We start from the raw sequence: 25,412 nt of genomic DNA, 5'->3' as shown, positions 1-25,412 counted from the left end.
CGTCACGGCACCGATGCGACCGACGTGCGCAGCGCCACCTTGTCCACCTTGCCCACCGCCGTACGCGGCAACCCGGTCACCGGCACCACCCGGTCTGGCACCTTGAACACCGCCAATCCGCGTTCCCGCAGGTACCGCTTCACCGCCCCCGCGTCCAGTCCGCCGCCGCGCGGCACGACGAACGCCACCGCCCGCTCGCCCAGCACCGGGTCGTCGACGCCGACGACCGCCGCGTCCAGCACCTCGGGATGGGTCAGCAGGTGCTCCTCCACCTCGGCCGCCGGTACCTTCTCGCCCGCCCGGTTGACCACGTCCTTGAGCCGACCCACCACCACGAGGTTGCCATCCGTCCGAAGACGCACCAGGTCACCGGTGCGGAAGAATCCGTCCTCCGTGAACGACTCGGCGTTGCGCTCCGGAGCCCGGTAGTAACCGCGCACTGTGTACGGGCCACGTGCCAGCAGTTCGCCCACCTCGCCCGCGGGCACCGGCCGCCCGTCGGGGTCGACCACCCGGATCTCGTCGGCCGCCGCCAGCGGCCGGCCCTCGGTGCCCGCCACGACCTCGTCCGGGTCGTCCAGCCGGGTGTAGGTGAGCAGGCCCTCGCCGATCCCGAACCACTGGCTCAGCTGGCCGCCCAGCACCTCGCGCACCCGGCCCGCCCACGCGGGGGCCAACTTCGCGCTACCCACCTGGAGCAGCAGGTCAGGTAGCCGGGTGCCGGTGCGCTCAGCGGCGTCCAGCCACAGCCGCAGCACCGACGGCACCACCGTGGTCAACGTGACCCGCTCCCGCCGCACCAGCGCGAACACCTCGTCCGGCCGGACCCCGGAGGTCAGCACCACCGTGCCGCCCACCAGCAGCGCGCCCAGCAGGCCAGGGCAGCCCAGCGCCGAGTTGTGGCCCAGCGGGTTGACCGCCAAGTAGACGCCATCCGCGCCGAACCGCAGGGCTTCGGCGGTGGTGCGCGCGTTGTAGGCGTAGTCATCGTGGGTGCGGGGGATCAGCTTGGGCAGACCGGTCGTGCCGCCGGACAGCAGCATGAGCGCGGGCTCACCCGGATCGGGCCGGTGCGGCTCGGGCACGATGTCCTCGCCCTCCCAGCCGGTGAACTCCTGCGCGTCGCCGGCGACTAGTACGTGCCGCAGGTCCGGCGCACCCGGCCGCACCTCACGGGCCACTTGTCGGTAGTCCACGCCCCGGAACCGGTCAACGATCGCGAGCGCGACGGCGCCGCTGTGCGTGCACAGGTGGGTGATCTCGACCCGGCGGTGTCCGGGCAGGGCAAGCACGGGTACAGCGCCGATGTGCAGCAGCGCCAGCAGCAGCACGGCGAATTCGGGCACGTTCGGCAGCTGCACCACCACCCGATCGGTCGCCCGCACGTCCAGGCTGTGCAGGCGTGCCGCGAGCCGCCCGGACCGCTCGGCCAGATCCCGATAGGTCAGCCGGCAGTCGTCGTGCACGATGGCGACCCGGCCCGCGTGGCGCACGCACGAGTCCCGCAACAACGCGCCCAGCGGCTGGCCCGCCCAGTAGCCCTCGCGGCGGTAGCGGTCGGCGAACTCCGCCGGCCATGGCACCCAATCTCGCATCATGTCGGCTCCCCACGTCGCCGTTAGCGTCCTGCGCCACGACCGGCGGGGCGACGGCCGGTGACAGATCCCGGACAGGACCTTTCGGTTGTCTGTCGGCGCTGTCGGGCCGGGCGGCGAGTGCCGGTTAGCGTCCGTGCGACTCGAACGGAGCGGGGGTGGCGCGTGCGGACTGTGCCGGAACTATTCGCGGCGGTCGTAGCCCGGATGGGCAACGCGCCCGCCGTCGTGCATCAGGGTGTGGCCACCGGCTACGCCCAGTTGGACGCCGACGCCAACCGGCTGGCCCGTCGGTTCATCGCCGCTGGCGTCGGCCCGGACCGGCCGGTGGCGGTCGCCGTGCCCAGGTCGGCCAGGATGATTACCACACTGCTGGCCGTGCTGAAGGCTGGCGGCGCGTATCTGCCGCTCGATCACACCTACCCCGCGCCCCGGCTGGCGCACATGCTCGCCGACGCCCGCCCAGTGCTACTCGCCCGGTCATTGGCGGTGGCGCTGCCCGGCGACGTGCCGGAGATTGTCGTGGACGACCCGGACTTCCTCGCCGCCTGTGCGGCGGAGTCCGCCGCGGACGTCACCGACGTGGACCGGATCTCGCCGCTGCGGCCGGACCACCTGATGTACGTCATCTACACGTCCGGGTCGACCGGTGTGCCCAAGGGCGTCGCCGTGCCGCACCAGGGCGCAGCGGACCTCGTCGCCGCGCAGGCTGCCACCATCGCCCCGCGCCCCGGCGACCGCGTGCTCCAGTGGGCGTCGATCAGCTTCGACGCGGCGTTCTGGGAGTGGAGCACCGCGTTGCTGTCCGGCGCGACCCTGGTGACCGCGCCCGCCGAAGACCTGCTGCCCGGCCCGCCACTGCGCGACACCCTGAGACGTGAACGCATCACCCACGCCGTGCTGCCCCCGGTCGCCCTTGACGTCACCGACCCGACCGGCGTACTGATCGGCGGCACCGTGATGTCCACCGGCGACCGCTGCACCACCGCCCTGGTCGCCAAGTGGGCCCCCGGTCGGCGCATGTTCAACGGCTACGGCCCTACCGAGACCACTGTCGGCACCACCATCAGCGGACCCGTCAACCCGACGGAGGACGTCGACATCGGCAGGCCCTGGCGGGGCAACGGTGTACACGTCCTAGACGAGCGGCTGAACCCCCTCCTGAACAGCGAGATCGGAGAGCTGTACCTCACCGGCAACGGCCTTGCGCGCGGCTACCTCGGCCGGCCCGGCCTGACCGCGACTCGGTTCGTCGCCGACCCGCACGGTGCGCCCGGGGCCCGCATGTACCGCTCCGGCGATCGAGGCCACCGCGCACCCGACGGCCGGTTGTACTTCGCAGGTCGCGTCGACGACCAGGTCAAGCTGCGCGGCTTCCGGGTCGAGCTCGGCGAAGTGGAGGCCGGCCTGGTCACCCACCACGCCGTTGACCTCGCAGTCGCCGTCGTGCACGGCGGCCTCGCCGACGCCCGCATCGCCGCCTACGTCACCGCAATGCCCGGTCGCCGGATCGTCGGCGCGGAGATCCGCAACCATGCCGCACGTACCCTGCCCGAACACATGGTGCCCGCCACCGTCGTCGTCCTGGACGCCCTGCCGACGACTCCGAACGGGAAGGCTGATCGTGCGGCCCTGCGCGAGCGCGCCGAACGCTCGGCCGCCCGTGCCCGGGGTGCCGGGGTGCGGGACGGAGCACCGTTCGCGGAGGTGCTGTGCGCGGTCGTCGCCGAGGTGATCGGCGTCCCCGACGTCACGCCCGACGACAACTTCTTCGACCTCGGCGGCCACTCCGTGCTCGCCACCGCGCTGGCCGGGCGGCTGGCGGCCGACTTCGGGCTGAACGTCCCGATGCGCGCGCTGTTCACCACGCCCACCCTCGGCGATCTGGCCGCCGACCTGGACGTACCGGACTGAGAGGGTGGGCTGGCATCAAGGTAGAGACGGGCCTCCCGGACACGCGATGGGGTAAGTGCGCGGTAACGGACGATCCGCCGCACCGGCTCCAGACGGGTCGACCTAGGACGGCCTCACTCACACTGCGCTGTCGGCCGCCCCCGTGGGCTGGGGCGACCGGCGAGGTGTGAACGACGCTGGCAGCGTGCTGTAGCCGCGGAGGAAGGTGGAGTGAATCGGCGTCGGCTCGCCGCGTAGTTCCACCTCCGCCACAGACTCCCGTAGCGCGCCCAGCAGCGCCCGAAGCTCCGCTCGCCCGAGGAATGCACCGAGGCAGAAGTGCGCCCCGTGCCCGAGCGACAGATGCCGATTCGGTGTCCGGCCCAGATTGAACCGGCGCGGCTCGTCGAACACCGCCTCGTCGTCGTTGGCCGAGGTGTTCCACAGCGTCACGACGTCACCGGCGCGCACCTGCCGCCCGCCGATCACCACGTCCCGCACGGCGGTCCGGGCGAAGTGCATAGCCGGTGTCGCCCACCGCAGCACTTCTTCCACGGCGGTGTCCAGCCCCACTTCACCGTCGCGCAACGCCCGCCACTGCCCGGGGTGCTCGGCCAGCGCCTTCACCGCGCAGATCGCCGATACCCGCGACGACTCGTCGCCGCCCAGAACCAGGCTGTAGCAGTTGAGTGCCACGTCCTCAAGCGGCAGCCGCCGTCCCTGCACCTCGGCCGTGGCGATTGCGCTGATCACGTCGTCCCCTGGCCTCGCCCGCCGCGCCCGCGCCAGCTCCGTGAGATACCGGACGATCTCGTTACGCGCTTCCACCGCCCCGTATGGGTCGACCTGGGGCCCGTCGGAGGACAACGCGGCCTTGTTCCACCGCAGCAACGCCAGCCGATCACCGTTCGGAATAGACAGCAGGTCGCAGATGGTGTTCATCGGTATCCGGTCGGCGACCTCGGCGGCGAAGTCGAATTCCGCGCCGTGCGCCACCGCCGCGACCAGTCGGTCCGTCCGCGCCCGCACCGCGCGCGCCACCTCGTCGAGCACCCGCGACGAGAACGCCCGCCCCAGCACCCGCCGCAGCGCCGGGTGCCGGGGTCGGTCGGTCACTGCGAGCATCCGGCCGCCCGCGGAGTCCTCGCCGCGCAACAGCACGTCCAGCACCGTCCCGCGCGAGGAGATCAACGATCCGTTGTCGGCGTATGCGGTCCGCACATCGGCGTGTCGCGCCACCACCCAGAACCCGGGCCGCCGCCCAACACCCGGCCGCCAGTGCACCGGCGCCCGCGCCCGCACCGCGCGCCAGTACGCGTGCGGGTCGTTGTCGACGAACGCGGCGGGGTCGGTGAGGTCGAGGTCGAGCCACGCTTCGCTCGTCGAGTCCATGGGCCCTCCTCGGCAGCGGAAACCGCACCGATCCTCACAGGCCCGACCGGCCGCCTGGCCGCTTCTTGCCGATATCTGTCGTACACGCGCCCACCCGGCGCGGACCCCCGCGAAACTGGCCGGGTAGACGAGGCACGAGGAGGCGTGGTGCGGACTGGTCAGCAGAGTTGGCTGCGACGACTGCGGCCCGTCGTCCGTCCCGCCCTCAGGCTCGTCTGCTTCCCGCACTCCGGTGGCGTGGCCGGTGGTTTCCACGACTGGGGTACCGCCGTCCCGTTCGGCGTCGAGCTGATCGCCGTGCAGTACCCGGCCCGCGCCGATCGCTTAGGCGAACCGCCGGTGGATGCCGTCACCGAGATGGCCGACCGGGTCGCCGCTGAGCTTCTCCGCCTCGACCCGGTGCCCACCGCCCTGTTCGGCCACAGCCTGGGCGCGCTCGTCGCCTATGAAACCGCGCTGCTGCTCCGGGACGCCGCCGCACCTGCGCGTCACCTGGCCGTCTCCGGCTCGCCGCCGCCCGCCGAGGCTGGCCGGGGTACCACCCATCTAGCGGACGACGAGGAGCTGTGGACGGCGGTGTGCGCGCTCGGCGGCACCGACCCGGACGTCGCCGCCAACACTGACCTTCGCGCTCTGGTCCTGCCCGGCCTGCGGGCCGACGTCCGGGCCAGCGAGCGCTACCGGCCCCGGCCAGCCCGCCCGCGGCTGGCCTGCCCGGTCCGCTGCTATTACGGCACCGGTGACCCGCTGGTCGATCCAGGCCGGTTGAGCGGCTGGGCCACGGTCACCACCGGTTCGTTCAGTCTGTGCGAACGTCCCGGCGCGCACTTCCACGTCTTGGTCGACCCTCCCGCCCTGGTCGCCGACCTGCTCACGGCGGTGCCCAGCCATGGCTGACCTCGACTCGCTGGCCGGCCGATCGGTCGTGGTCACTGGTGCGGGTACCGGCATCGGGCTGGCTGTCGCCCGCTGCGCGCTGGGCGCCGGCGCGTTCGTCACCGTCGTGGGCCGCCGTGAGCACCTGCTGCACGAGATCGCCGATGACCGTCCGGACGCTGTCGAGGCGGTGGCGGTGGACGTGACCGCACCCGAGGCGGCGGACCGCGTCGTGGCGGCCGCCGTCGCCCGGTTCGGAGGCGTGGACGGCCTGGTCAATAATGCCGCCGCCGCTTACTACGGCAGGCTCGCCGACCACGACCCGTCCGAGTTGGAAGCGCTGTTGGCGCTCAACACCGTCGCCCCGGTTCGGCTGATCCGGGCCGCCCTGCCGCACCTGCGCGCCCGGCACGGTTCGGTGGTCAACGTGTCCTCCGTCGCCGGTGTGTTGGCCATGCCCGGCCGCTCCTACTACGGCGCAGCCAAGGCCGCGCTCAACAGCCTGACCCGATCGCTGGCCAAAGAACTCGCACCCGACGTCCGGATCAACGCGGTCCTGCCCGGTCCGGTGGACACCCCGCTGTGGGACACGCTCGGTCTCACTGAGGAGGACACGCGACAGTTGCGCGTCGATCTGATCGCGGCAACCCCGATGGGACGCATCGGCACCGCCGAGGAGGTCGCGCGGTGGGTGTGCGGACTGCTCGACCCAGGATTCGCCGGCTGGGTCACCGGCGCGCTGATCCCGGTTGACGGTGGTCGCACCGCATGACCGGCTAATAGGATTCGGAGGGGACATGACCGTGTTCAGCGGCGGGGTCGGGTCGGTTGACTTGTTGCCCGTGGCCGCCACGATCCCGTCGTCGTGGCTGCACGAGGTGTTCCGGGCGGCCGACGCCAGGGAACGCGCCACCGGCCACCCGATCACCCGACTGCACGTCGGGGAACCGTACTTCGGTCCGCCCGAAGGCGTCGCCGCCGCGTTGGCGCACGCTGTGCTGCGCGGCCACGCCGGCTACGGCCCGGTGGAGGGACTGGTGGCACTGCGCGAGGCACTGGTGGCCAAGCTCGCCACCGCCAACGGCATCGATTCCGCTGTCTCCCGCGTCTTTGCCACCCCCGGCTCCTGTCAGGGCCTGCTGGCGCTGCTGCTCGCCCTGGCCGAACCCGGCGCGGAACTGCTGCTGCCCGAGATGCACTGGCCGGTGCACCTGCAACAGGCGCTGCTGGCTGGCTACCGGCCGGTGTTCTACCCGCTGGGCCCCGACCACCGGCCGGACCCAGCGGTGGTGCTGGCTGCCGGTACGCCCCGCACTCGCGTGCTGGTGCTCAACTCGCCCGCCAACCCGACCGGTGCCGTGCTCGGCGCGGACGACCTGCGCATCCTGGTCAACGGGGCCCGGTCCCGGGGTTGGCAGGTCGTCAGCGACGAGGCGTACGAGGACTACGTCTACACCGGCGAGCACATCTCGCCTGCTGCGCTCGAACGGGACGTGCCGGTCGAGGAGCGGGTGGTGCACAGCGTCTTCAGCTTCTCCAAAAGCCTGGCCATGACCGGCTACCGGCTCGGCTACGTCGCCACCGCAACCGAACGCGCCGCGCGTGTGCTCGGCGTCGTGCAGGAGGCCAACATCATCGGCCCGGCCACGCCCGTGCAACACGCGGGCGTCGCCGCCGTCGCCCTGCGCGCCGAGGCGGCGGCCGGGAATCGCGACCGGGTACGCCGCAATCGGGACACCGCGCTGCCCGCCCTGGTCGATGCCGGGCTGCTGCCGGCGCTGCCCGACGGCGGTTGGTACGCGGTGCTCGACGTGACCTGCACCGGTTTGGACGCCGAGGTGTTCACCGACCGGCTGCTGCGGCACCGGGACATCGCCGTCGTTCCCGGCACCGGGTTCGCCCTGCGCCCCGACCTGGACGCGGTGGGGGCGGTGCGCTCGATCGCGCCCGCGCCGTGGTCACGGCACCTGGTGCGGATCGCGATGTGCGTCGCCCCTGAAGCGCTGGCGGCGGGCGTGCACGGGCTGCTGGAGTTCGTCGACGAGTGCGGCCGGACACGATGACCGGCCTGACCTACGCAGACTACCTGCGGATGGACGACCTACTGTCCCTCCAGTCACCCCGCACCCCGCACACCGCCGACCGCGCGGTGGTGCTGGCCGAGCAGTTCTTCATCATCACCCACCAGGCGTCGGAGCTGTGGCTCAAGCAGATCGCGTCGGACCTCGACGCCGCCGCCGAGGCGCTGTGTCCGCCGCATCAGCCCGCGGACCTGGAGTTGGGCGCGGAGTTTCTGGCCCGCACTGTGGAGTTGCTGCGCGTGCTGCACGAGCAGTTGGTGGCACTGGAGAAGCTGCCGGTACGCTACTTCGCCGAGTTCCGCCCCTACCTGGCCGGTGCCAGTGGGGCGCAGTCGGCGCAGTTCCGCATGCTGGCCAGCCTGCTGGGCAACGACCAGGGCGACGGAAGCCTGTACCGGGCGTATCAAAGCGCGGCCGAGCACCAAGGTACGTCGGTGGCTGAGGTGTGTGCGCGCGGTGTGGGAGCCGGGGTGCTGCACCGGCTCGCGGAGGCGCTGCTGGACATCGGCAACGGCTACTGGCGCTGGAAGGTCACGCACCTGGCGCTGGTGTCACGGATGATCGACCAGCGCGATGGCACCGGCGGTACGAGCGGAGCCGGACACCTGGCTCGGCGAATCGCGCTGCCGTTTCCGGAGTTGCGTCGGCTGCGCTCCCTGCGGTATCCGAACTGAGATCCGCTCACCCCGCCGCTTGCCGCCTAACCGCTGTCGTAACATCCGCCACGTGCCGGGCTCCGCTGGGCGCCCGCCCGGCCGTATCCGCCCCGGTGTGCTCACCTGATGACAGGGCTTGGCTCCAGGAGATAGCCGCGTCCCCAGGCGGTGCGCAGCGACAGGTTCACCGGCTCCAAACGCCGGCGCAGCCGCATGATGTGCAGGTCCAGCGAGTTGCGCGTCGGCCGGGCGAGTCGCTGCTCCAGCTCCGCCCGGTAGACGACCTCGCCGAAGCGGGCGAGGAACAGCTCCATCAGCTCGGCCTGGGTGGTGGAGACGGTCACCGAGGCGCGGCCGAAGCGCAGCATCCCCGTCGGGTCCAGCACTGGGGTACGGTCGTGGACGCGTTGCTGCAGTGCCGCCACCCGAGCCTCCAGGTCGCGTCGCGAGATGGGTGCGCGGACCCAGTCCTCGTGCGGATCGTTGCACATCGGTGGCTGTGCGCCGCCCTCCACCACCAGCAGTCGCGGAATACCCCTACCCAGGTATTGCTGGCGCAATTCTGCGTCCGCTGGCCAACGGATGAACTTCACCTCGGTGCCGATATCTGAAAACATGGTCACCCCTGGTATGCTTGATTCGCTCCAAGTGGCGGACGGGGTATTCGACTATTCGCGGGCACGCGCCCCTCGACAGTAGTTCGCCAGCCGCCCGGTGGGCAAGAAGGAGCAGTTGGGCGGGCTTCCGGGGTGTCCTGTCGACGGGACAGTGGAAGGTGACCTTCCCTCTATGCGAGGCTATCGCTAGCGTGGTGCGGGAATTGTGCAAGCGGCGGTCGGAGGCAACCACTCGTTTCATCGTCCGCCTCTTTTTGCGGTTCTTCCCTGGCGGATCCGCGTCCCAGCGAAGGGGTGATCATGGTGAATACCTGGCTGCTCGGCCAGGACGACGTGGCGCGCATCGTTGACCTGGTGGGGCGGGATGCGCTGATGCGGCGGATGATCTCCGCGCTGGAACGAGGCTTCGGTGACCTCGGTCGCGGCCTGCGGCAGAACTCGCCGGTGCGGTCGGGGTTCACCCGCACCGGCGACGTGCCGGGGGTAATCGAGACGATGCCGCACCGCGAGCCCGGTGTCGGCGTCACGGTTAAGACGATCTCCTATAGTCCGCGCAACATCGTCGGCTCGCGGCTGCCCACGATTCTCGGCACGGTCGCCCGCATCGACGACACCAGCGGTCGGCTGGTCGCCTTGGTGGACGCAGTGCTGCTGACCGCGTTGCGCACCGGGGCCGCCTCCGCGGTGGCGACCCGCAGGCTCGCCGCATCCGGTTCCCGAGTGGTCGGCATGGTCGGCGTCGGCGCACAAGCGGTGACTCAGTTGCACGGGCTCAGCCAGGTGCTCGACGTGGCCACCGTGCTGGTGCACGACGTCGACCCGAAGCACCGAGAGAGCTTCGCGCGCCGGGTGGCGTTCCTCGGCCTGGACGTGCGGCCCGCCCCGCCGGAACGGATTCTCGCCGAGTCCGACGTGCTGTGCACGGCCACCTCGGTCGGTGTCGGTGCGGGGCCGGTGGTGCCGGACGGCGCACACCAGCCGCACTTGCACATCAACTCCATCGGGTCCGACGAGGTCGGTAAGACCGAGTTGCCCGTCGAGCTGCTGCGCCGGGCCATGGTGTGCGTGGACCACCGCGAGCAGGCGCGCCGGGAGGGCGAGTCGCAACAGCTGGCCGAGGACGAGATCGGACCGTCGCTGGCGCACTTGTGTGCGCACCCGGACGAGGCGGAGCGCTACCGCGGGGTGCTGACCGTGTTCGACTCCACCGGATTCGCCTTCGAGGACCACGTCGCGCTGGACGTGCTGCTGGGGCTGGCCGACGAGTTCGGGCTGGGTACCAAGGTATCGATCGAGGGGCGTCCGGACGACCTGCTGGACCCCTACTCGTTGCGGATGTCGCACCGGCCTGCACGCGGTGCGGTCGCTGGCTGAGCCCGTCGGCCCGGAGCGCCAGGCGGCGCTCCGGGCCAGCCAGAGGTCAGTCCGTGTCGACGCGGGCCACGTGAATGCCGACAATGACCAATTCGGACTCGTCGACTGCGACCGCCGGCCCGCCCGGCTCCGCATCGGCCAGCAGCACCTGCTCGGCGGCCTGATCCAGGATCGCGGGCAGCCAGTCGCTCAACCGGGTGCCCGACCGTGCCGCCGCCTCCTGCCACCGGCGCAGCCGACTGCCCTGCACGTCGATGCGCGGCACCAGTTCACCCGGCCTGTCGCCGCTTTCCAGGGCCCGCTGTTCGGCGCGCACCTGGGCTCGCAGCTGCTTGGTTGACCAGCCGCCCTCCTCCGACCGGGTCAACCACTTCTCCTGCTCCTCGTCTGGCAACGAGGCTAATTCCGCGTGGTGCTGGAAACTCAGTCCGCTTCGCCGCCGTTCCAGCGGGAATCGCCGGGATACCCACGAGTAGTTGCGCAGGGTCTTGTAGCTCAGCCCCACGGTCTTGAGCACCCGCTGATAGCGGTCCGCATAGTGGTCGGCTCCGTAGACGAGCCAGTCGCCGAGACTCCAGGCGGACGAGTCCACGATCCCGGCCAGTTGGTGGCCAGCGCGCTCCCAGTCATCGAAACTCAGATTCTTCGGAATGCGCAGTCCGACCCTGGTCAACAGGACTTGGTCGGTCCTTCTTCGACGGCCTCCGGTGTTCTGTTCGGGAACCTCGTGGTCCGTGCCGATGTTGTCGCCGGTGTGTGCAACAACTGCGGTCGTGCCGGTCAACAATATCCCCCCCGGAAAATATTCGACAGGTAGGAGAAAATGTTTGATATATTTGAAGGTATCATGGTAAATTCTTGCCGCATACCGCTGACCGAGTGTATTGGATCTGATCGGCACTGTTCCGCCCATGCTCTACGGCTTTGCGTGCGAGCGGCTGGTTTCGCCGTCATTGCCGACTTCGAACCGTGCGCTGTGTCGACGGGTTGCGCCGGTCCATTGAAGGGTAGTTTCGGGTGGTCTGCCATCGAAGTCCATGCGGGGCGGACACGATGATCTTTCCGTCGTGCTTCTGTCGGATGAGCTGTCCGGTGTCCCGGCGACGGGACAGTCGTTGACTCCATGACGACGGCGCACGAAAGTGATCGCCATCGTGAGACCCGCCGGCCGGCATCCCGAGTCGAAGGGGGCAAGCATGTCCGGACAACCACTCTCCGCTGCCCAGGAACGATTTTGGTGGGCGCAAGGAATGGCGCCCGGGGTGCCTAACAACGTGTCCGCACTGTGGCTGATCGAAGGTGTCATAGATAACCCCTCGCTGTACTCCGCCGTGCGGGCCGCACTGGCCGAGGCGCGTACCCTTCTGGTCAACTTCCGCAATGAGACTGGCGATGTGCGACAGGTGTTTCGGAATCTGGGCGACTGGGCACCCCGGATCGTCGACCTCACCGACTGGCCCGATCCGGAGGCCCCTGCTCGCCGGGTACTGTCCGAGCTGGTGACCACGCCGTTCGACTTGGCGGAGGGCGTGCTGGCGCGGGCCGCGCTGATCGCGCTGTCCGCGGAGCGGCACTTGCTGGCGCTGGTTTTCCCCCACATCGCCATCGACGCGACCGGGCTGATCATGCTGTTGTCCCGGCGCATCGCCGAGATCTGCACAGCGGTCGTCGCGGGCTCCCCGATGCCCGCATGCGCCTTCCGGTCGCCGGCGGAATTCCACGCGGTGGACCGCGCCTATCGCGCGTCCGACCGGTTCCACGCGGACCACGAGTTCTGGCGAGACTATCTGGCGGCTGGCGGCGACGTGGTGAGGCTGCCCAGCGGCATCGCAGGCGTACCGGTCGACCCGGTCGTCACGCCATGGCAGGGGTTGGCCGTCGGGATGGACATGGCCGAATACGAGACGGCAGTACCGGGTGCCGAGTACGCGGCGTGGAATAGGATCGCCGCCACCGCCGGGGTCAGCACCGCGTCGTTGCTGACCGCCAGTGCCGCCGTGCTTTTCCGACAGTTGTCTGGCGGAGCAGAGCCACTGTTCTCGCTCACCCTCGACAACCGGTTCGGCGCCACCAGGGCGACACCGGGAGCGGTGTCCAACGTGGTGCCGGTGCGTATTCCCGTGTCGCCGACCGCCTCGCTGGTGGAATTGGCCCGCACGGCCGCCGCGCGCTCCCGCGAGGTGTTCCGGCACGGTTCGCACCAGGTGTCCGACGTGCGCCGCGCCGCAGGCATCAGCGGCGAGCTTCGCAGCCCGTTCGGTGTAATCCTGAACCTGATGCCGGCACTGCCGGAACTGCGCTTCGGCATGGCGACCGCGCGGTTCGCGGGCGGATCGTTCGGCGTCACCGACGAACTGATGATCTCGATCTACCCGACCGGCCCGGACGGCGGCGAGTTGCGGATCCGGCTGGACGCGCCACGCACCCTGCACAACCGCGCCGACCTGGCCGCGCTGGCCTCGCGACTGGTGGTCTGCCTGCGTGCGCTCACCGCCGCACCGTACACCCCGATCGATGCGGTGGACCTGCGCGCGCCCGATGAACGGCCGGACGCGGTGCACGGGCCCGACGTGCCGGTACCGGACACCACAATCCCGGTCTTGTTCGCTCGGCAGGCGGCGGCAACCCCGGACGCGCCCGCTGTGCTGGCCGGCGGCGACACCGTGCGCTACGGCGACCTCGCCACGCGCGTCGACCGGCTGGCCCGCGTGCTGGCCGCCCGCGGTGCGGGCCCCGAACGCGTGGTCGCCGTCGTGGTCCCGCGCTCGCCGGAGCTGGTCGTGTCGCTGCTGGCGGTGCTCGCGACCGGCGCGGCGTACCTGCCGGTGGACCCCGATTACCCCGCCGAACGGATCCGGTTCGCGCTCGACGACCTCGACCCCGTCCTGGTGGTGGCTCCCGCCGGGGCAGACCTGCCCGACACCGGCCGTTCGCGCCTGGACCCCACGCAGCCCGACCCCGGCGGCCCTGCACCGCGGGGGCCCCGGCACGGCGCGCTGGCCGCCTACGTCATCCACACCTCGGGCTCGACCGGCACGCCCAAAGGGGTGGTGGTGTCCCACGCCGCGATCGTCAACCGGCTGCTGTGGGCGCAGCACGAGCACCACCTCGGTTCGGACGATCGCGTTCTTCAGAAGACCTCCGCCGGGTTCGACGTCTCGGTGTGGGAGTTCTTCTGGCCGCTGATCACCGGCGCGGCCCTGGTGCTGGCCGCCCCCGGCGGCCAAGGCGACCCGCGCCACCTCACCGACCTGATCCGTCGCGCGGGCGTCACCACCGCGCACTTCGTCCCATCGATGCTGGAGCCCTTCCTCGCCGAACCGACCGCCGCCGCCTGCACGAGCCTGCGCCGGGTGCTGTGTAGCGGGGAGGAATTGCCGGCCGCGCTGGTCGAGCGGTTCCGCACGGTTCTGGACACGCCCCTGCACAACTTGTACGGCCCGACCGAGGCCGCCGTCGACGTCACCTCGTGGTGCTGCGCACCGCGTTCCGGCGGCGTCGCGATCGGCACCCCGGCGTGGAACACCGGCACACACGTTCTGGACGCTGGCCTGCGCCCGGTGCCGCGCGGTGTCGCGGGCGAGTTGTATCTGTCCGGTGTGCAGCTGGCGCGTGGGTACGCAGGCCGCCCCGGCCTGACCGCCACCCGGTTCGTCGCCGGCCCGGCGGGGACCCGCCTGTACCGCACCGGCGACGTGGTGCGCCGCGACGCCGACGGCGAACTGGTTCACCTCGGCCGTGTCGACGACCAGGTGAAGATCCGAGGTTTTCGAATCGAGCCGGGTGAGGTCGCCGCCGCGCTCACCGCACACCCAGGCGTCGAGCACGCCGCCGTCGTGGCCCGTCCAAGCCGGGACGGCGGGCGACAATTGGTGGCCTACGTCGTGGCGACGGCTGCGGGTGGCATCGGCCGCAGCGGCGACGGCGAGGCGGGCGACCTCGACCTGCGAGGCGGCGTGGACACAGGCGAGCTGCGCGAGTTCGCTGCCCGGCGGCTGCCCGACCACCTGGTTCCCTCGGCGGTCGTCGTGCTCGACCGGCTGCCGTTGCAACCCAATGGGAAACTTGACCGGACCGCTCTGCCCGCGCCGGTGTTCGCACCCACCGCCTACCGACCGCCGCGCGGCCCGGCGCAGGAGGCGTTGGCCGAGGTGTTCGCCGCCGTCCTCGGCCTGGACCGGGTCGGCATCGACGACGACTTCTTCGCCGCCGGCGGTGACAGCATCCGGGCGATCGCGGTCGCCACGCGGGCGCGACCGCACGGTCTGGTCGTCACCCCGCGCCAGGTATTCGCCGAGCGCACGGTCGCCCGCCTCGCCGAAGCCGCCGGCACCGAACCGGCTCTGCCCGCGCCCGACGACGAGGGTACCGGCCCACTGCCGCTGCCCCCGGTGGCGCGGATGTTCCTCGGGCCGGGCTTCCGCCGTTTCGCCCAATACACGACCTTGGACCTGCCGCGCGGCCTGACCGAGTCGCTGCTGCGCTGTTCGCTGGCCGCCGTCCTGACGCACCACGACGTCCTGCGCGCCCGGCTCACCCCCGACGGCCTCGACGTGCCCGGCCCCGAGACAGCCCGGGTCGTGCTGCGCCGGGTGCCCGGTCCGCCCACGTCGTGGCCGCACCGGATCCCGGTGGAGGCCCGCACCGCCGCCAACCTGCTCGACCCGGAGACGGGCGGGATGATCCGGTTCGTATGGCTCGACCCCGGCCCGTCTGGACGCGGGCAGTTGCTGGTCATCGCCCACCACCTGGTCGTGGACGGCGTGTCCTGGCACATACTGGCCGCCGATCTCGCCACCGCCTGGCGGGCGCTGGGTGCGGGCGATCCCGTCGAACTGCCCCCGGTCGGCACCTCCTACCGTCGTTGGGTCCGCGCCCTGGCCGACAGCGCGCCAGCCCGCGCAGCGGAACTGGACCGGTGGCGGGAGATCGTCACCGCACCCGACCCGCTGCTGGGCGAACGCCCGCTGGCCCCGGCGACCGACACCGCCGCCACCGTCCGCACCACGCAGGTCGTGCTCTCCGCCCGCACCACCCGCACCCTGTTGACCCGGCTGCCCGCTGCCTACCGCGCCACTGTCGAGGACGGCCTGCTCGCCGCCCTCGTCGTCGCTGTCGCGCGGCTGCGGCGCGACCGGGGTGTCCGGCAGCGGGACGTGTTGCTGCGCATCGAGCGGCACGGCCGCGAGGAACACCTGCTGCCCGGCGCGGACCTGTCCCGCACGATCGGCTGGTTCACCTCCATCCACCCTGTCCTGCTCGACCCCGGTGACACCGACCTGGCCGACGCGGCGGCTGGCGGCCCGGCGTCGGGCGCACTGCTGCGGCTGGTCAAGGAGCAGTTGCGTGCCTTTCCCGACCGGGGCATCGGCTACGGCCTGCTGCTCGACGACCCGGTGCTCGCCGCCCACCCCGGCGGCCAGATCCTGGTCAACTACCTCGGTCGCTTCGCACCCGGCGACGGAACCCCACCCGCTGGCGGCACCGGACTGGTCGCTCTCCCGCCACAGGAGATGCCCGCGCCCGCCCCCCTGACCCTGGACGCCCTGGTGGTGGACGTGGCAGGTGAACCCCGGCTGTCCGCCGCCTTCGGCCACCCGTCCGGCGCGGTTCCCGAAGCCGACGTGCGGGTGCTCGCCGACCGATGGCGAGCGGCGGTCGAGGGCCTCGCCGCGCACCTGGACACCCCCGATGTGGGCGGGCCGACCCCGTCTGACCTCGACCTGGTCATCGCCGACCAGGACCAGGTGGCGGCGTGGGAGCGGCGCTACCCGGGCCTGGTCGACGTGTGGCCCACGACGCCACTGCAATCCGGCCTGCTGTTCCACTCCGGCCTGGGTGAAGGGGCGGACGCCTACCAGCAGCAGTTGGTGGTGCACCTGACCGGCCGGATCGACCCGGCCCGGCTGCGCACCGCGGGTCAGGCCCTGCTGCACCGGCACCCGAACCTGCGGGTTGCATTCACCGCCGATGCGGCCGGCGTGCCGGTGCAGGTCGTCGTGCAGGACGTCGTGCTGCCCTGGCGGGAGGTCCACGACGGGGACGCCGCGGCCGCCGACCGTGCCGCCCGCTTCGACCTGGCCACCCCGCCGCTGCTGCGGCTGACGCTGCACCACACGGGACCCAACAGCGCAGACCTGGTGCTCACCTCCCACCACGCGTTGTTCGACGGCTGGTCCACCCCACTGCTGCTGGCCGAACTCCTGCGCCTGCACGCCGGTGACGACCTGCCTGCGCCCCGCCCCTACCGGGACTTCATGGCCTGGCTGACCCGTCAGGACCGCGCATGCGCCGTGCACGCCTTCCGGAACGCCCTGGCTGACCTGCCCGGACCCACCCTGCTTGCATCGACCCTGCCTTCCTCCTCGCCGCCCGCTCCTGCCTCGCCCGCTTCCACGGGACCCGCCGGTTCGACGCCCGTCGTGCCCGATCCCGCGGCGGTTCCGCTCGACTCCGCCTCGTCTGACTCCGACGCTTCCGCGGCGCCGACAGGTGTCGGCCACGTGGACGTGCCGCTGCCCGCCAACCTCGCCCGCCGCCTCACCGGCGCCGCCTCCGCCCTTGGCGTCACGGTTAACACGCTCGTGCAGGGCGCGTGGGCGATCCTGCTTGCCCGACTGACCGGCGAGAACGACGTGGTCTTCGGCGCCACCGCCTCCGGCCGCCCGGCCGAGGTGCCCGGCGTGGAGCGGATGATCGGGCTGTTCATCAACACCCTGCCGGTGCGCGTACCGTGCCCGCCCGGTGCTCGGATCGCCGACCTGCTCACCGACCTCCAGCACCGGCAGGCCGACCTGCTCGAGCATCACCACGCCCCGCTCGGCGAGATCCAGCGGGCGGTCGGCCACGGCACCCTGTTCGACACCCTGGTGGTCTTCGAGTCCTACCCGGTGGACCGGGTAGGACTGGCCGAGGCGGCGGCGCGCGGCGGGGTTACCGTGACGGGGATCAGTCCGGTCACCGCCACCCATTACCCGCTTGCCCTGCTGGTCGCCGCGGATCCGCACCCCAGGATGACCCTGCAACATCGCCGCGACGCCGTTGACGCCGACGCGGCGACCGTGCTCGCCGACCGGCTGGCCCGCGTGCTCGAACAGTGCACGGTCCCCGAACGCACATTGTCTGTTGTGGACATCCTTGTACCGGGTGAGCGGGAGCGTACGCTGGCCCTGCGCGACGACACCGCCGGACCGGAACCGGACACCACCGTGCTGGACCTGTTCGACCGGCACGTCGTCGCCACCCCCGACGCGGTCGCCGTCGAGGCCGGCCCGGAAACCCTGACCTACCGTGAGCTCGACGCTCGCGCCACCCGGCTCGCCGGCGTGCTGGCCGGGCACGGCGTCGGCCTGGACGTGGTGGTCGGCGTGGCTCTGCCGCGCACGGCGGCTGTCGTCGTCGCCGTGCTTGGGGTGCTCAAGGCGGGTGGCGCGTACCTGGCGATCGACCCCGGTTACCCGCCTGCGCGGGTGGCGGCCATCGTCACGGCCGCTCGTCCGGCATTGGTGGTCACCGACGCGGAGACCGCCACCGTCCTGCCCCCCGGCCAACGGCTGCTGCACTGGGACGCAGAGGGCGACAGCGCGCCGGTGTGCCGACCGCATCCGGACAACCTGTCCTACGTGATGAGCACATCCGGCACCACTGGTGTACCCAAGAGTGTTGCCGCGACCCATCGCAGCCTGGTCACCGCGGTGCACGCGATGCCCGCGTGGCTGAAGGTTCCACCCGGCGCACGACTGCTCGCGGCTACCTCGATCAGCTTCGACATCTCGGTGTTCGAGCTGTTCTCGGTGTTGTGCCAGGGCGGGCTGCTGGAGATCGTGCCGAATGCCCTCGCGCTGGGGGAGCGGGACTCCTGGACCGGTGACGTGATCAGCACCGTGCCGTCTGTGCTGGCCGAACTGGTCGGCCTGGTCCGAGGCCGGGTGCAGGCGCGGACCGTCGTGCTTGGTGGCGAACCGGTGTCCGCCGGGCTGGTCCGTGCGGTCCGGGAGGCGATACCCGGCGTGCGGATCGTCAACACCTACGGGCCCAGCGAGACCTTCTACACCACCGCGGCCGGGATCGAACCGGACGAGCCGCTCACCGGCGACCGGGGTCTGCCAATCGGCTGGCCGCTGCCCGGTATCGCCCTGTACGTGCTCGACGCGACCCTCGCGCCGGTGCCACCGGGGGTGGTAGGCGAGCTGTACGTGCACGGCGACACCACCGCCCGTGGCTACCTCGGCCAGCCCGGCCTGACCGCGTCGCGGTTCGTGGCCTGCCCATTTGCCCCCAGCGGGCGGATGTACCGGACGGGCGACCTGGTACGGGCGGGCGCGGGCGGCCTGGAGTTCGTCGGCCGGCTCGACTCGCAGGTCAAGGTCCGCGGGTTCCGCGTGGAGACGGGGGAGGTGGAGTCGGTGCTGATCGGACATCCCCGCGTCGAGCAAGCCGTGGTGGTCGCGGTCGGGCAACGGCTCGTCGGTTACACCGTGCTGTCCGAAGGAGATGTGTCGGGCCTGGCGGAGTTCGTCGCCGGGCGGCTGCCGGATTACATGGTGCCCTCCGTCTTTGTCGCAGTGGACCGGATCCCGTTGACGCCGAACGGGAAGCTCGACCGGGCGGCGCTGCCCGCACCCACCCGCGACGGCGGCGGCCGGGGACCGGGTTCGCTGCGGGAGGAGCTGCTGTGCGGGCTGTTCGCCGAGGTGTTGGACGTGCCGGACGTCGGCGTGGACGATGATTTCTTCGCGCTGGGCGGGCACTCGCTCTCGGCAACCCGGCTGGTGAGCCGGATCCGGACGGCCCTCGACGTCGAGGTGCCCATCCGGGCAGTGTTTCAGGCGTCCACCGCCGCCCGGCTCGCGGCCCGGCTCGACACCACCGCCCGCACCCGCCCGATGCTCACCCGGCGCACCGCTGCCGGGCCGGTTCCGCTGTCGTTCGCCCAGCGCCGGCTGTGGTTCCTGCATCGGCTCGACGGCCCGTCGGCTGTCTACAATCTGCCCTACGCGGTGCGGCTGCGCGGCCCCCTCGACGCGGCCGCGCTGCGCGCCGCCGTCCACGACGTCGTCGCCCGGCACGAGAGCCTGCGCACCGTCGTGGCCGAGGACGCGGACGGCACCGCCCGCCAGCGCGTCCTGCCGCCCGAGGACACCGGCCTCGACGTGCCGCTGGTCCCGGTCGACGCCGAGTCCCGCACGGCGGCGCTGCGCGCGGCGGCGACCCGTCCATTCGACCTTGCGGACGAAATCCCGGTCCGGGCCCGATTGCTGCGCACCGCGCCCGACGACCACACTCTGGTCCTGGTCGTGCACCACATCGCGGGCGACGGCACGTCCACCGCTCCGCTGGCCCGCGACCTCGCCACCGCCTACGCCGCCCGCCGGCGCGGTGGGCCGCCGCGTTGGGCCGACCTGCCCGTCCAGTACGCCGATTTCGCGGTCTGGCAGCGGGACCTGGTTGACGGCCCGAGCGGGGTGGGCGCACGGCAGGCCGAGTACTGGCGGGCCGAGTTGGCCGGTGTGCCCCAGCCGTTGCCGCTGCCCCTGGACCGGCCGCGTCCGGCGGTGGCGGGACACCGGGGCGGTGAAGTCCGGTTCGTGCTGCCGCCCGAGGTGGCGACGGGCGCGCGGGCCCTGGCCCGGGACCGGGACGCCACCTTGTCGATGCTGTTCCAGGCGGTGCTGGCGGTCGTGCTGCACCGTAGCGGCAGCGGCGATGACGTGGTGCTCGGCTCGCCGGTGGCGGGGCGGACCGACGAGGCATCGACCGGACTGGTGGGGCTGTTCGTCAACACGTGGTTGCTGCGGATACGCCTGTCGGGCGACCCGGCGTTCGGCGAGGTGCTGGAGCAGGTGCGCGAGCGGGCGCTCGCCGCCTACGACCACCAGGACGTGCCGTTCGAGCGGCTGGTGGAACTGCTCAATCCGGCCCGGTCCACCGCCTACCACCCGCTGTTCCAGGTCATGCTGGCCTGGCAGCAGGACCCGTGGCCGGACTTCGCGCTGCCCGGCGTCACCACCGAGGTCGAGCCGGTGCCCACCGGCACGGCCAAGTTCGACCTGTTCGTCAACCTCTACCCGGACGGCGACCGGATACGCGGGGTCGTCGAGTACGCCGCCGACCTGTTCGACCCGGCCACGGTGACCGCGCTGGCCGACCGATTCGCCCGGATGCTGGCCCAGGTCGTCGCCGAGCCTGGCACGCGGCTGTCCGACCTCGCTGCGGTTCCTGCCGCGGAACGAGCGGACCTGCTGCGGCGCGGCACCGGACCGGCACCTTCCGGACCGGGCCTGGACGTCGCCGCCCTGGTCGGAAAGTGGGCCCACACCACACCGGACGCGCTGGCCGTCGTACACGACGACGGGGAACTGACCTATGCGGAACTGGACGCGGCAGCCGACCGGTTGGCCCAGTGGCTGATCGCGCGCGGCGCCGGACCGGAACAGCGGGTCGCGGTCGTATTGGACCGGACACCGGACCTGGTGGTGGCTCTGCTGGCAGTCCTGCGGACCGGTGCGGCCTACGTGCCGGTCGACCCTGAGCACCCTGCTGCCCGCGTCGAGACGATTCTGCGGCTCAGCGACCCTGTGGTGGTACTGCGCGACCTTCCGGACCTGACCGGCGCGCCCACCGGTCAGGTGCCCGGCGCGTACCCGCCGCAGCGGGCCGCCTATGTCGTGTTCACGTCCGGTTCCACCGGCGTGCCCAAAGGGGTCGTGGTGGAGCACCGGGCGCTGGCGGCGTTCCTGCGGGCCATGGTCGACCGGTTCGCGCCGACGCCGGCCGACCGGGTGCTCGCGGTGACCACGGTCGCGTTCGACATCGCGGTGCTGGAGTTGTTCCTGCCGCTGGTGTGTGGCGCGCGGGTGGTGCTGGCGGACGGAGACCTGCGCACCGAACCCGACCGGCTGCTCGACCTGTGCCGGCGCGCCGGAATCACCCTCGTGCAGGCCACGCCGTCGCTGTGGCAGGTCCTGCTGGAGCACGCCCCGGATGCGGTGCGGGACCTGCGGGTGCTGTCCGGCGGCGAAGCGCTGTCCGCCGGTGCGGCCCGCGCGCTGTCTCGGTCCGCTGGGCTGACCAACCTCTACGGCCCTACCGAGACCACGGTCTGGTCCACCGCTGCGGACCTCTCCGACGCGGACGGCACCCCGCCGATCGGCGAGCCGATCGCCGGCACCGCTGTGCACGTCCTCGACCGGCACCTGCGGCCCGTGCCCGTCGGCGTGGTGGGCGAGCTGTACATCGCGGGCGTGGGACTGGCCCGTGGCTACCTCGGCCGGCCCGACCTGACCGCGTCCCGGTTCGTGGCCGACCCGTCGAACACCGGGGGGCGGCTGTACCGGACGGGTGACCTGGTGCGGTGGGGGCCGGGAGGGCTTGAGTTCGCGGGTCGGGTCGACGCGCAGGTGAAGGTGCGGGGCTTCCGCGTCGAGCCCGGTGAGGTCGAGGCGGCGTTGTGCGCTCACCCGCGCGTAAGGCAAGCGGCGGTGGTCGCGGCGGACGGGCGGCTCGTCGGGTACGTAGTGGCGGAGGGGGGTGCGGACGGGCTCGGCGCGTTTCTGGCGGCTCGGTTGCCGGCTTACCTTGTGCCGTCGGTGTTCGTGGAGATGGACCGGATTCCATTGACACCCAATGGGAAGCTCGACCGGGCTGCGCTGCCCGCACCGACGGGCGGCGGGGGCGGGCGGCGGCCGGAATCGGTGCGGGAGAAGGCGCTGTGCGAGTTGTTCGCCGAGGTGTTGGACGTGCTGAACGTCGGCGTGGACGATGATTTTTTCGCGCTGGGCGGGCACTCGCTCTCGGCAACCCGGCTGGTGAGCCGGATCCGGGCCGTGCTGGGCGTGGAAATCCCGATGCGGCTGCTGTTCGAGGCCCCGACTGTCGCCGCGCTGGATGCCCGCTGGGCGGAGCTGAAGGGCACTACCCGGCCCGCGCTGCGGCGGGCCGGGATGTGATCGCCCCCGTCGCTCCATGAGTGACATGGGTCAGCCTGCGGCCCGACGGGCGTGGTCGCGCACCTTGCCCGCCGCCAGCCGCACCGCCGAGATGTTGCGGGAGGCGTTGACCTGCATGGGTTTCGGGATCTCGGTCAGCCCGTGGTAGAGCACCACCAGCAGTTGGAGGTAGCTCATGAAGGCGGCCAGGTCGCCGGTGAGCGGGTCCTGCTTGCCCGTCGCGTCCACCGCCAGCGGCTCGTCAATGACGGCCACGGCCGCCAGCAGCGCCCGGTGCTGCTCGGCGAGGGTCGGCAGCACCGCGCCGATCGGGTACGGCTCGGTGCCGCGCACCGGATGCTCGGACAGCTTGTCCGACACCGCCTCGGCGGCCTGGACGACGGCCGCGGCAAGGCGGCGGCGTGCGGTGTCCGATGCGGTCACACCCGACTCCCTTCGGGCTCGGCGATCGCGTCGCGCAGGTATACGGCAGTGGGCGAGCCAGGCACCTCGAGCAGGCCGCGCGGCTCGCCCTGGTAGAGCAGTCGGCCACCCCTGCTGCCGCCCTCCGGCCCCAGTTCCACCACCCAATCCGCGTGCGCCACCACGTCCATGTTGTGCTCGATCACCATGACGGTGGCTCCGTACCGGTCGACGAGACGGTCCAGTACGTCCAGCAGCCGTCCCACGTCCGCCATGTGCAGGCCGCTGGTCGGCTCGTCGAGCACGTAGATACGGTGCTTGCCGTGTAGGTGCCCGGCGAGCTTGATGCGCTGGCACTCGCCGCCGGACAGGCTGGTCAGCGGCTGACCCAACCGCAGGTAGTCCAGGCCCACGTCGGCCAGCGCGGTCAGCACCGGGCTGATCTTGCGGCTCTTGGCGAAGAACTCCCGACCCTGCGCGACGGTCATCTCCAGCACGTCGCTGATGCTGCATCCGCGCAGCGTGTGGCCGAGAACCTCGTCGTTGAAGCGGCGGCCGTCGCAGGTCTGACACACCAACGAGACACCGTCGAACGAGGCCAACTCGGTGAACACCACGCCCAGTCCGCTGCACGTCTCGCAGGCGCCGGTCGAGTTGGGGCTGAACAGCGCCGGGCTGACCGAGTTGGCCTTGGCGAACTCGGCGCGGATCTGGTCGGCCACGCCGGTATAGGTGGTGATCGTGGACCGCCGGTTGGCGTGCGGCGGTGCCTGATCGATGACTATCGCGTCCGGATGTTGGCGCTGGAACGCCCCGCCGACCAGGCTGGACTTGCCCGCACCCGCCACGCCGCAGATCGCGGTGAGCACGCCGACGGGAAAGTCCACGTTCAGGTTCCGCAGGTTGTGTGTTTTCGCGTCGACCACGGGCAGCACACCGGTCGGGGTGCGCAGCCGCTGCTTGAGTCGGGGCCGGTCGGCCAGCAGGCGGCCGGTCGGCGTGTCCGCCTTGACGAGATCGGCGACGGTGCCGGTGAACACCACGTGCCCGCCCGCGTCACCCGCGCCGGGACCAATGTCGATGACGTGGTCGGCGGCGGCGATGACGTCCCGGTCGTGCTCCACGACCAGCACGGTGTTTCCCTTGTCACGCAACGCGTGGAGCAGATCGGTCAGCCGGTGCACATCCCGGGGGTGCAGGCCCGCGCTGGGCTCGTCGAACACGTAGAGCAGGTCGTTGAGGCTGCTCGACAGGTGCCGCACGATCTTGACTCGTTGTGACTCGCCGCCGGACAGTGTGGCCGTGCGCCGCTCCAGGCTCAGGTAGCCTAGCCCGATCTCCACCAGATGGCCCACCTGGGTGACCAGTGCGTCCACCACCGGCTTGGCCTGCGGCAGGTCCAGCCCGCGCAGCACGGCCAGCAGCTCTTCGCTCTCCATTGCGGAGAACTGGGCGATGTCGTAGCCGTTGATCTTGCTGTCCCTGGCCAGCGGAGACAGCCGGGTGCCGCCGCACGCCGGGCATGGCGCGGACGTGGTGAACTCCTGCACCATCTGCTTGGTGCGTGAGCCCGCCTCGGCGTCCGCGGTCAGGTAGCGGCGGCGGAACTTGACTACAGCACCCTCATAGGACGCGTTGACCTCCTGGCCCGCGACCTCCAGCAGCACCGTGCCCGTTGTCGAGTAGAGCAGGTCCTCCAGCTCCTGCTCGGTGTAGGCGGAGACCGGCTTGGCCGGGTCGAGCCGGCCGGAGTGCGCGAGCAGGTACCAGTCCCGGGAACCGACCTTGAACACCGCTGGACGCAGCGCGCCCTCCTCCAGCGACTTGTCGCGGTCCAGGAAGCGGTCCAGGTCGACGTCAACGACCTCGCCGAAGCCCTCGCATTCGGGGCACATGCCGGCGGGCATGTTGAACGAGAACGCGTCGGCGTACCCGACGAAGGGCTCGCCCGCACGGGAGAACAGCAGCCGCAGCAGAGGGGCGATGTCGGTGATGGTGCCCACGGTAGAGCGTCGGCCGCCGGTCAGCGGACGCTGGTCCACTGCGATGGTGGCGGGCAAGTGCTCGATCAGGTCCACTGCGGGCCGTGCGGAGCTGGGCAGGAAGCTGCGCACGAACGCGGGCAACGTGTCGTTGAGTTGGCGTTGTCCCTCCACCGCGATCGTGTCGAACACCATTGACGACTTGCCCGACCCGGACACTCCGGTGACGACGGTCAACCGCCGCTTGGGGATCTCGACGTCAACGTTCGCCAGGTTGTGCTCGCGGGCACCGGTCACCCTTATCCACTCCGGCACCGGGGAGGTGGGCACGTGGCGGTTGGAGAGTTTCACGGTTCCACTTTATCGTTGAACCATACGTTGGGACTTTGTAGAGATCGGCAAGCACCTGAACGCGTGGTCACGTTCCAGAAGTCTCAAATCAGGATGTCCCAGTGGTGGAAGGTGCCCCGGTTCGGGTGCGCGCTTGTGCGCGCCCGCGCTGTCCCGCCGACGGGACAGCGCCGGACGGGGATCGGGTCGGCCGGTAATGCACTCGCCGGTGCGTTGACGAACACCGCGGTTTTGTGGCAAGAATG

Annotated in this window: 13 protein-coding genes; 7 read left to right on the top strand and 6 right to left on the bottom strand. The window is 71.4% G+C overall.

Going from position 1 to position 25,412, the window contains the following annotated elements; genetic code table 11:
- Positions 1-2: 2 nt before the first annotated feature.
- Positions 3-1,598, bottom strand: coding sequence for a (2,3-dihydroxybenzoyl)adenylate synthase (locus tag EKG83_RS26020; protein ID WP_033433572.1), 1,596 nt, complete (start codon positions 1,596-1,598; stop codon positions 3-5).
- A 57-nt stretch (positions 1,599-1,655) separates the two neighbouring features.
- On the opposite strand from EKG83_RS26020, the gene EKG83_RS26015 reads away from it, so the two are divergent.
- Positions 1,656-3,509 (top strand): non-ribosomal peptide synthetase, encoded by a 1,854-nt coding sequence (locus tag EKG83_RS26015; protein ID WP_322746601.1) that lies wholly within the window; start codon positions 1,656-1,658, stop codon positions 3,507-3,509.
- Positions 3,510-3,626: 117 nt separating this feature from the next.
- On the opposite strand, the gene EKG83_RS26010 is transcribed toward EKG83_RS26015, so the two are convergent.
- A complete protein-coding gene (locus EKG83_RS26010) occupies positions 3,627-4,880 on the bottom strand; it encodes a cytochrome P450 (RefSeq protein ID WP_033433570.1) in 1,254 nt (417 codons plus the stop codon).
- On the opposite strand from EKG83_RS26010, the gene EKG83_RS26005 reads away from it, so the two are divergent.
- Genes EKG83_RS26005 through EKG83_RS25990 form a run of 4 tightly spaced genes read left to right on the top strand, consistent with a single transcriptional unit; the run spans position 4,767 to position 8,511 of the window.
- Positions 4,767-5,777 carry a thioesterase II family protein gene (locus EKG83_RS26005; protein ID WP_153278399.1) on the top strand — a complete coding sequence of 337 codons (1,011 nt, stop codon included), beginning with the start codon at positions 4,767-4,769 and terminating at the stop codon, positions 5,775-5,777. The two genes, EKG83_RS26010 and EKG83_RS26005, sit on opposite strands and share 114 nt — an antisense overlap.
- The gene (locus EKG83_RS26000) at positions 5,770-6,528 is read left to right on the top strand and encodes an SDR family NAD(P)-dependent oxidoreductase (protein ID WP_051766504.1); all 759 of its coding nucleotides are present in this window, start codon (positions 5,770-5,772) and stop codon (positions 6,526-6,528) included. Before EKG83_RS26005 ends, EKG83_RS26000 begins: the two co-directional genes overlap by 8 nt.
- A 25-nt stretch (positions 6,529-6,553) precedes the next feature.
- The gene (locus tag EKG83_RS25995) at positions 6,554-7,819 is read left to right on the top strand and encodes a pyridoxal phosphate-dependent aminotransferase (RefSeq protein WP_051766503.1); all 1,266 of its coding nucleotides are present in this window, start codon (positions 6,554-6,556) and stop codon (positions 7,817-7,819) included.
- Positions 7,816-8,511, top strand: coding sequence for a tryptophan 2,3-dioxygenase family protein (locus tag EKG83_RS25990; RefSeq protein ID WP_033433603.1), 696 nt, complete (start codon positions 7,816-7,818; stop codon positions 8,509-8,511). Before EKG83_RS25995 ends, EKG83_RS25990 begins: the two co-directional genes overlap by 4 nt.
- A 101-nt stretch (positions 8,512-8,612) precedes the next feature.
- On the opposite strand, the gene EKG83_RS25985 is transcribed toward EKG83_RS25990, so the two are convergent.
- A complete protein-coding gene (locus EKG83_RS25985) occupies positions 8,613-9,110 on the bottom strand; it encodes a winged helix-turn-helix domain-containing protein (RefSeq protein ID WP_084716853.1) in 498 nt (165 codons plus the stop codon).
- A 300-nt stretch (positions 9,111-9,410) separates the two neighbouring features.
- Here EKG83_RS25985 and EKG83_RS25980 point away from each other — a divergent pair, with 300 nt between their 5' ends.
- Positions 9,411-10,484 carry an ornithine cyclodeaminase family protein gene (locus EKG83_RS25980; protein WP_063741418.1) on the top strand — a complete coding sequence of 358 codons (1,074 nt, stop codon included), beginning with the start codon at positions 9,411-9,413 and terminating at the stop codon, positions 10,482-10,484.
- 46 nt (positions 10,485-10,530) lie between these two features.
- Here the strand turns inward: EKG83_RS25980 and EKG83_RS47055 are convergent, their stop codons facing one another.
- Positions 10,531-11,268: an LmbU family transcriptional regulator gene (locus EKG83_RS47055; protein ID WP_228122204.1), complete on the bottom strand. Its 738-nt coding sequence runs from the start codon at positions 11,266-11,268 to the stop codon at positions 10,531-10,533.
- A gap of 412 nt (positions 11,269-11,680) precedes the next feature.
- On the opposite strand from EKG83_RS47055, the gene EKG83_RS25970 reads away from it, so the two are divergent.
- Positions 11,681-22,432 (top strand): non-ribosomal peptide synthetase, encoded by a 10,752-nt coding sequence (locus EKG83_RS25970; protein WP_084716845.1) that lies wholly within the window; start codon positions 11,681-11,683, stop codon positions 22,430-22,432.
- Positions 22,433-22,462: 30 nt separating this feature from the next.
- On the opposite strand, the gene EKG83_RS25965 is transcribed toward EKG83_RS25970, so the two are convergent.
- A complete protein-coding gene (locus tag EKG83_RS25965; protein WP_033433568.1) occupies positions 22,463-22,855 on the bottom strand; it encodes a hypothetical protein in 393 nt (130 codons plus the stop codon).
- Entirely contained in the window at positions 22,852-25,053 is a 2,202-nt protein-coding gene (locus EKG83_RS25960) for an ATP-binding cassette domain-containing protein (protein WP_228122203.1), read from the bottom strand. Before EKG83_RS25960 ends, EKG83_RS25965 begins: the two co-directional genes overlap by 4 nt.
- Positions 25,054-25,412 lie beyond the last annotated feature (359 nt).

This window comes from Saccharothrix syringae (genome assembly GCF_009498035.1).
GTDB classification, from domain to species: domain Bacteria; phylum Actinomycetota; class Actinomycetes; order Mycobacteriales; family Pseudonocardiaceae; genus Actinosynnema; species Actinosynnema syringae.
Note: the sequence above shows the minus strand (reverse complement) of the source record. Positions and strands in the feature narration are given on the sequence as shown.

What these genes read in the sequence shown, in the direction of transcription:
- EKG83_RS26020 (WP_033433572.1), bottom strand. Translation starts at nt 1,598, where the DNA reads ATGATGCGAGATTGGGTGCCATGGCCGGCGGAGTTCGCCGACCGCTAC.
- EKG83_RS25970 (WP_084716845.1), top strand. Translation starts at nt 11,681, where the DNA reads ATGTCCGGACAACCACTCTCCGCTGCCCAGGAACGATTTTGGTGGGCG.
- EKG83_RS26010 (WP_033433570.1), bottom strand. Translation starts at nt 4,880, where the DNA reads ATGGACTCGACGAGCGAAGCGTGGCTCGACCTCGACCTCACCGACCCC.
- EKG83_RS25980 (WP_063741418.1), top strand. Translation starts at nt 9,411, where the DNA reads ATGGTGAATACCTGGCTGCTCGGCCAGGACGACGTGGCGCGCATCGTT.
- EKG83_RS25995 (WP_051766503.1), top strand. Translation starts at nt 6,554, where the DNA reads ATGACCGTGTTCAGCGGCGGGGTCGGGTCGGTTGACTTGTTGCCCGTG.
- EKG83_RS26000 (WP_051766504.1), top strand. Translation starts at nt 5,770, where the DNA reads ATGGCTGACCTCGACTCGCTGGCCGGCCGATCGGTCGTGGTCACTGGT.
- EKG83_RS25990 (WP_033433603.1), top strand. Translation starts at nt 7,816, where the DNA reads ATGACCGGCCTGACCTACGCAGACTACCTGCGGATGGACGACCTACTG.
- EKG83_RS25985 (WP_084716853.1), bottom strand. Translation starts at nt 9,110, where the DNA reads ATGTTTTCAGATATCGGCACCGAGGTGAAGTTCATCCGTTGGCCAGCG.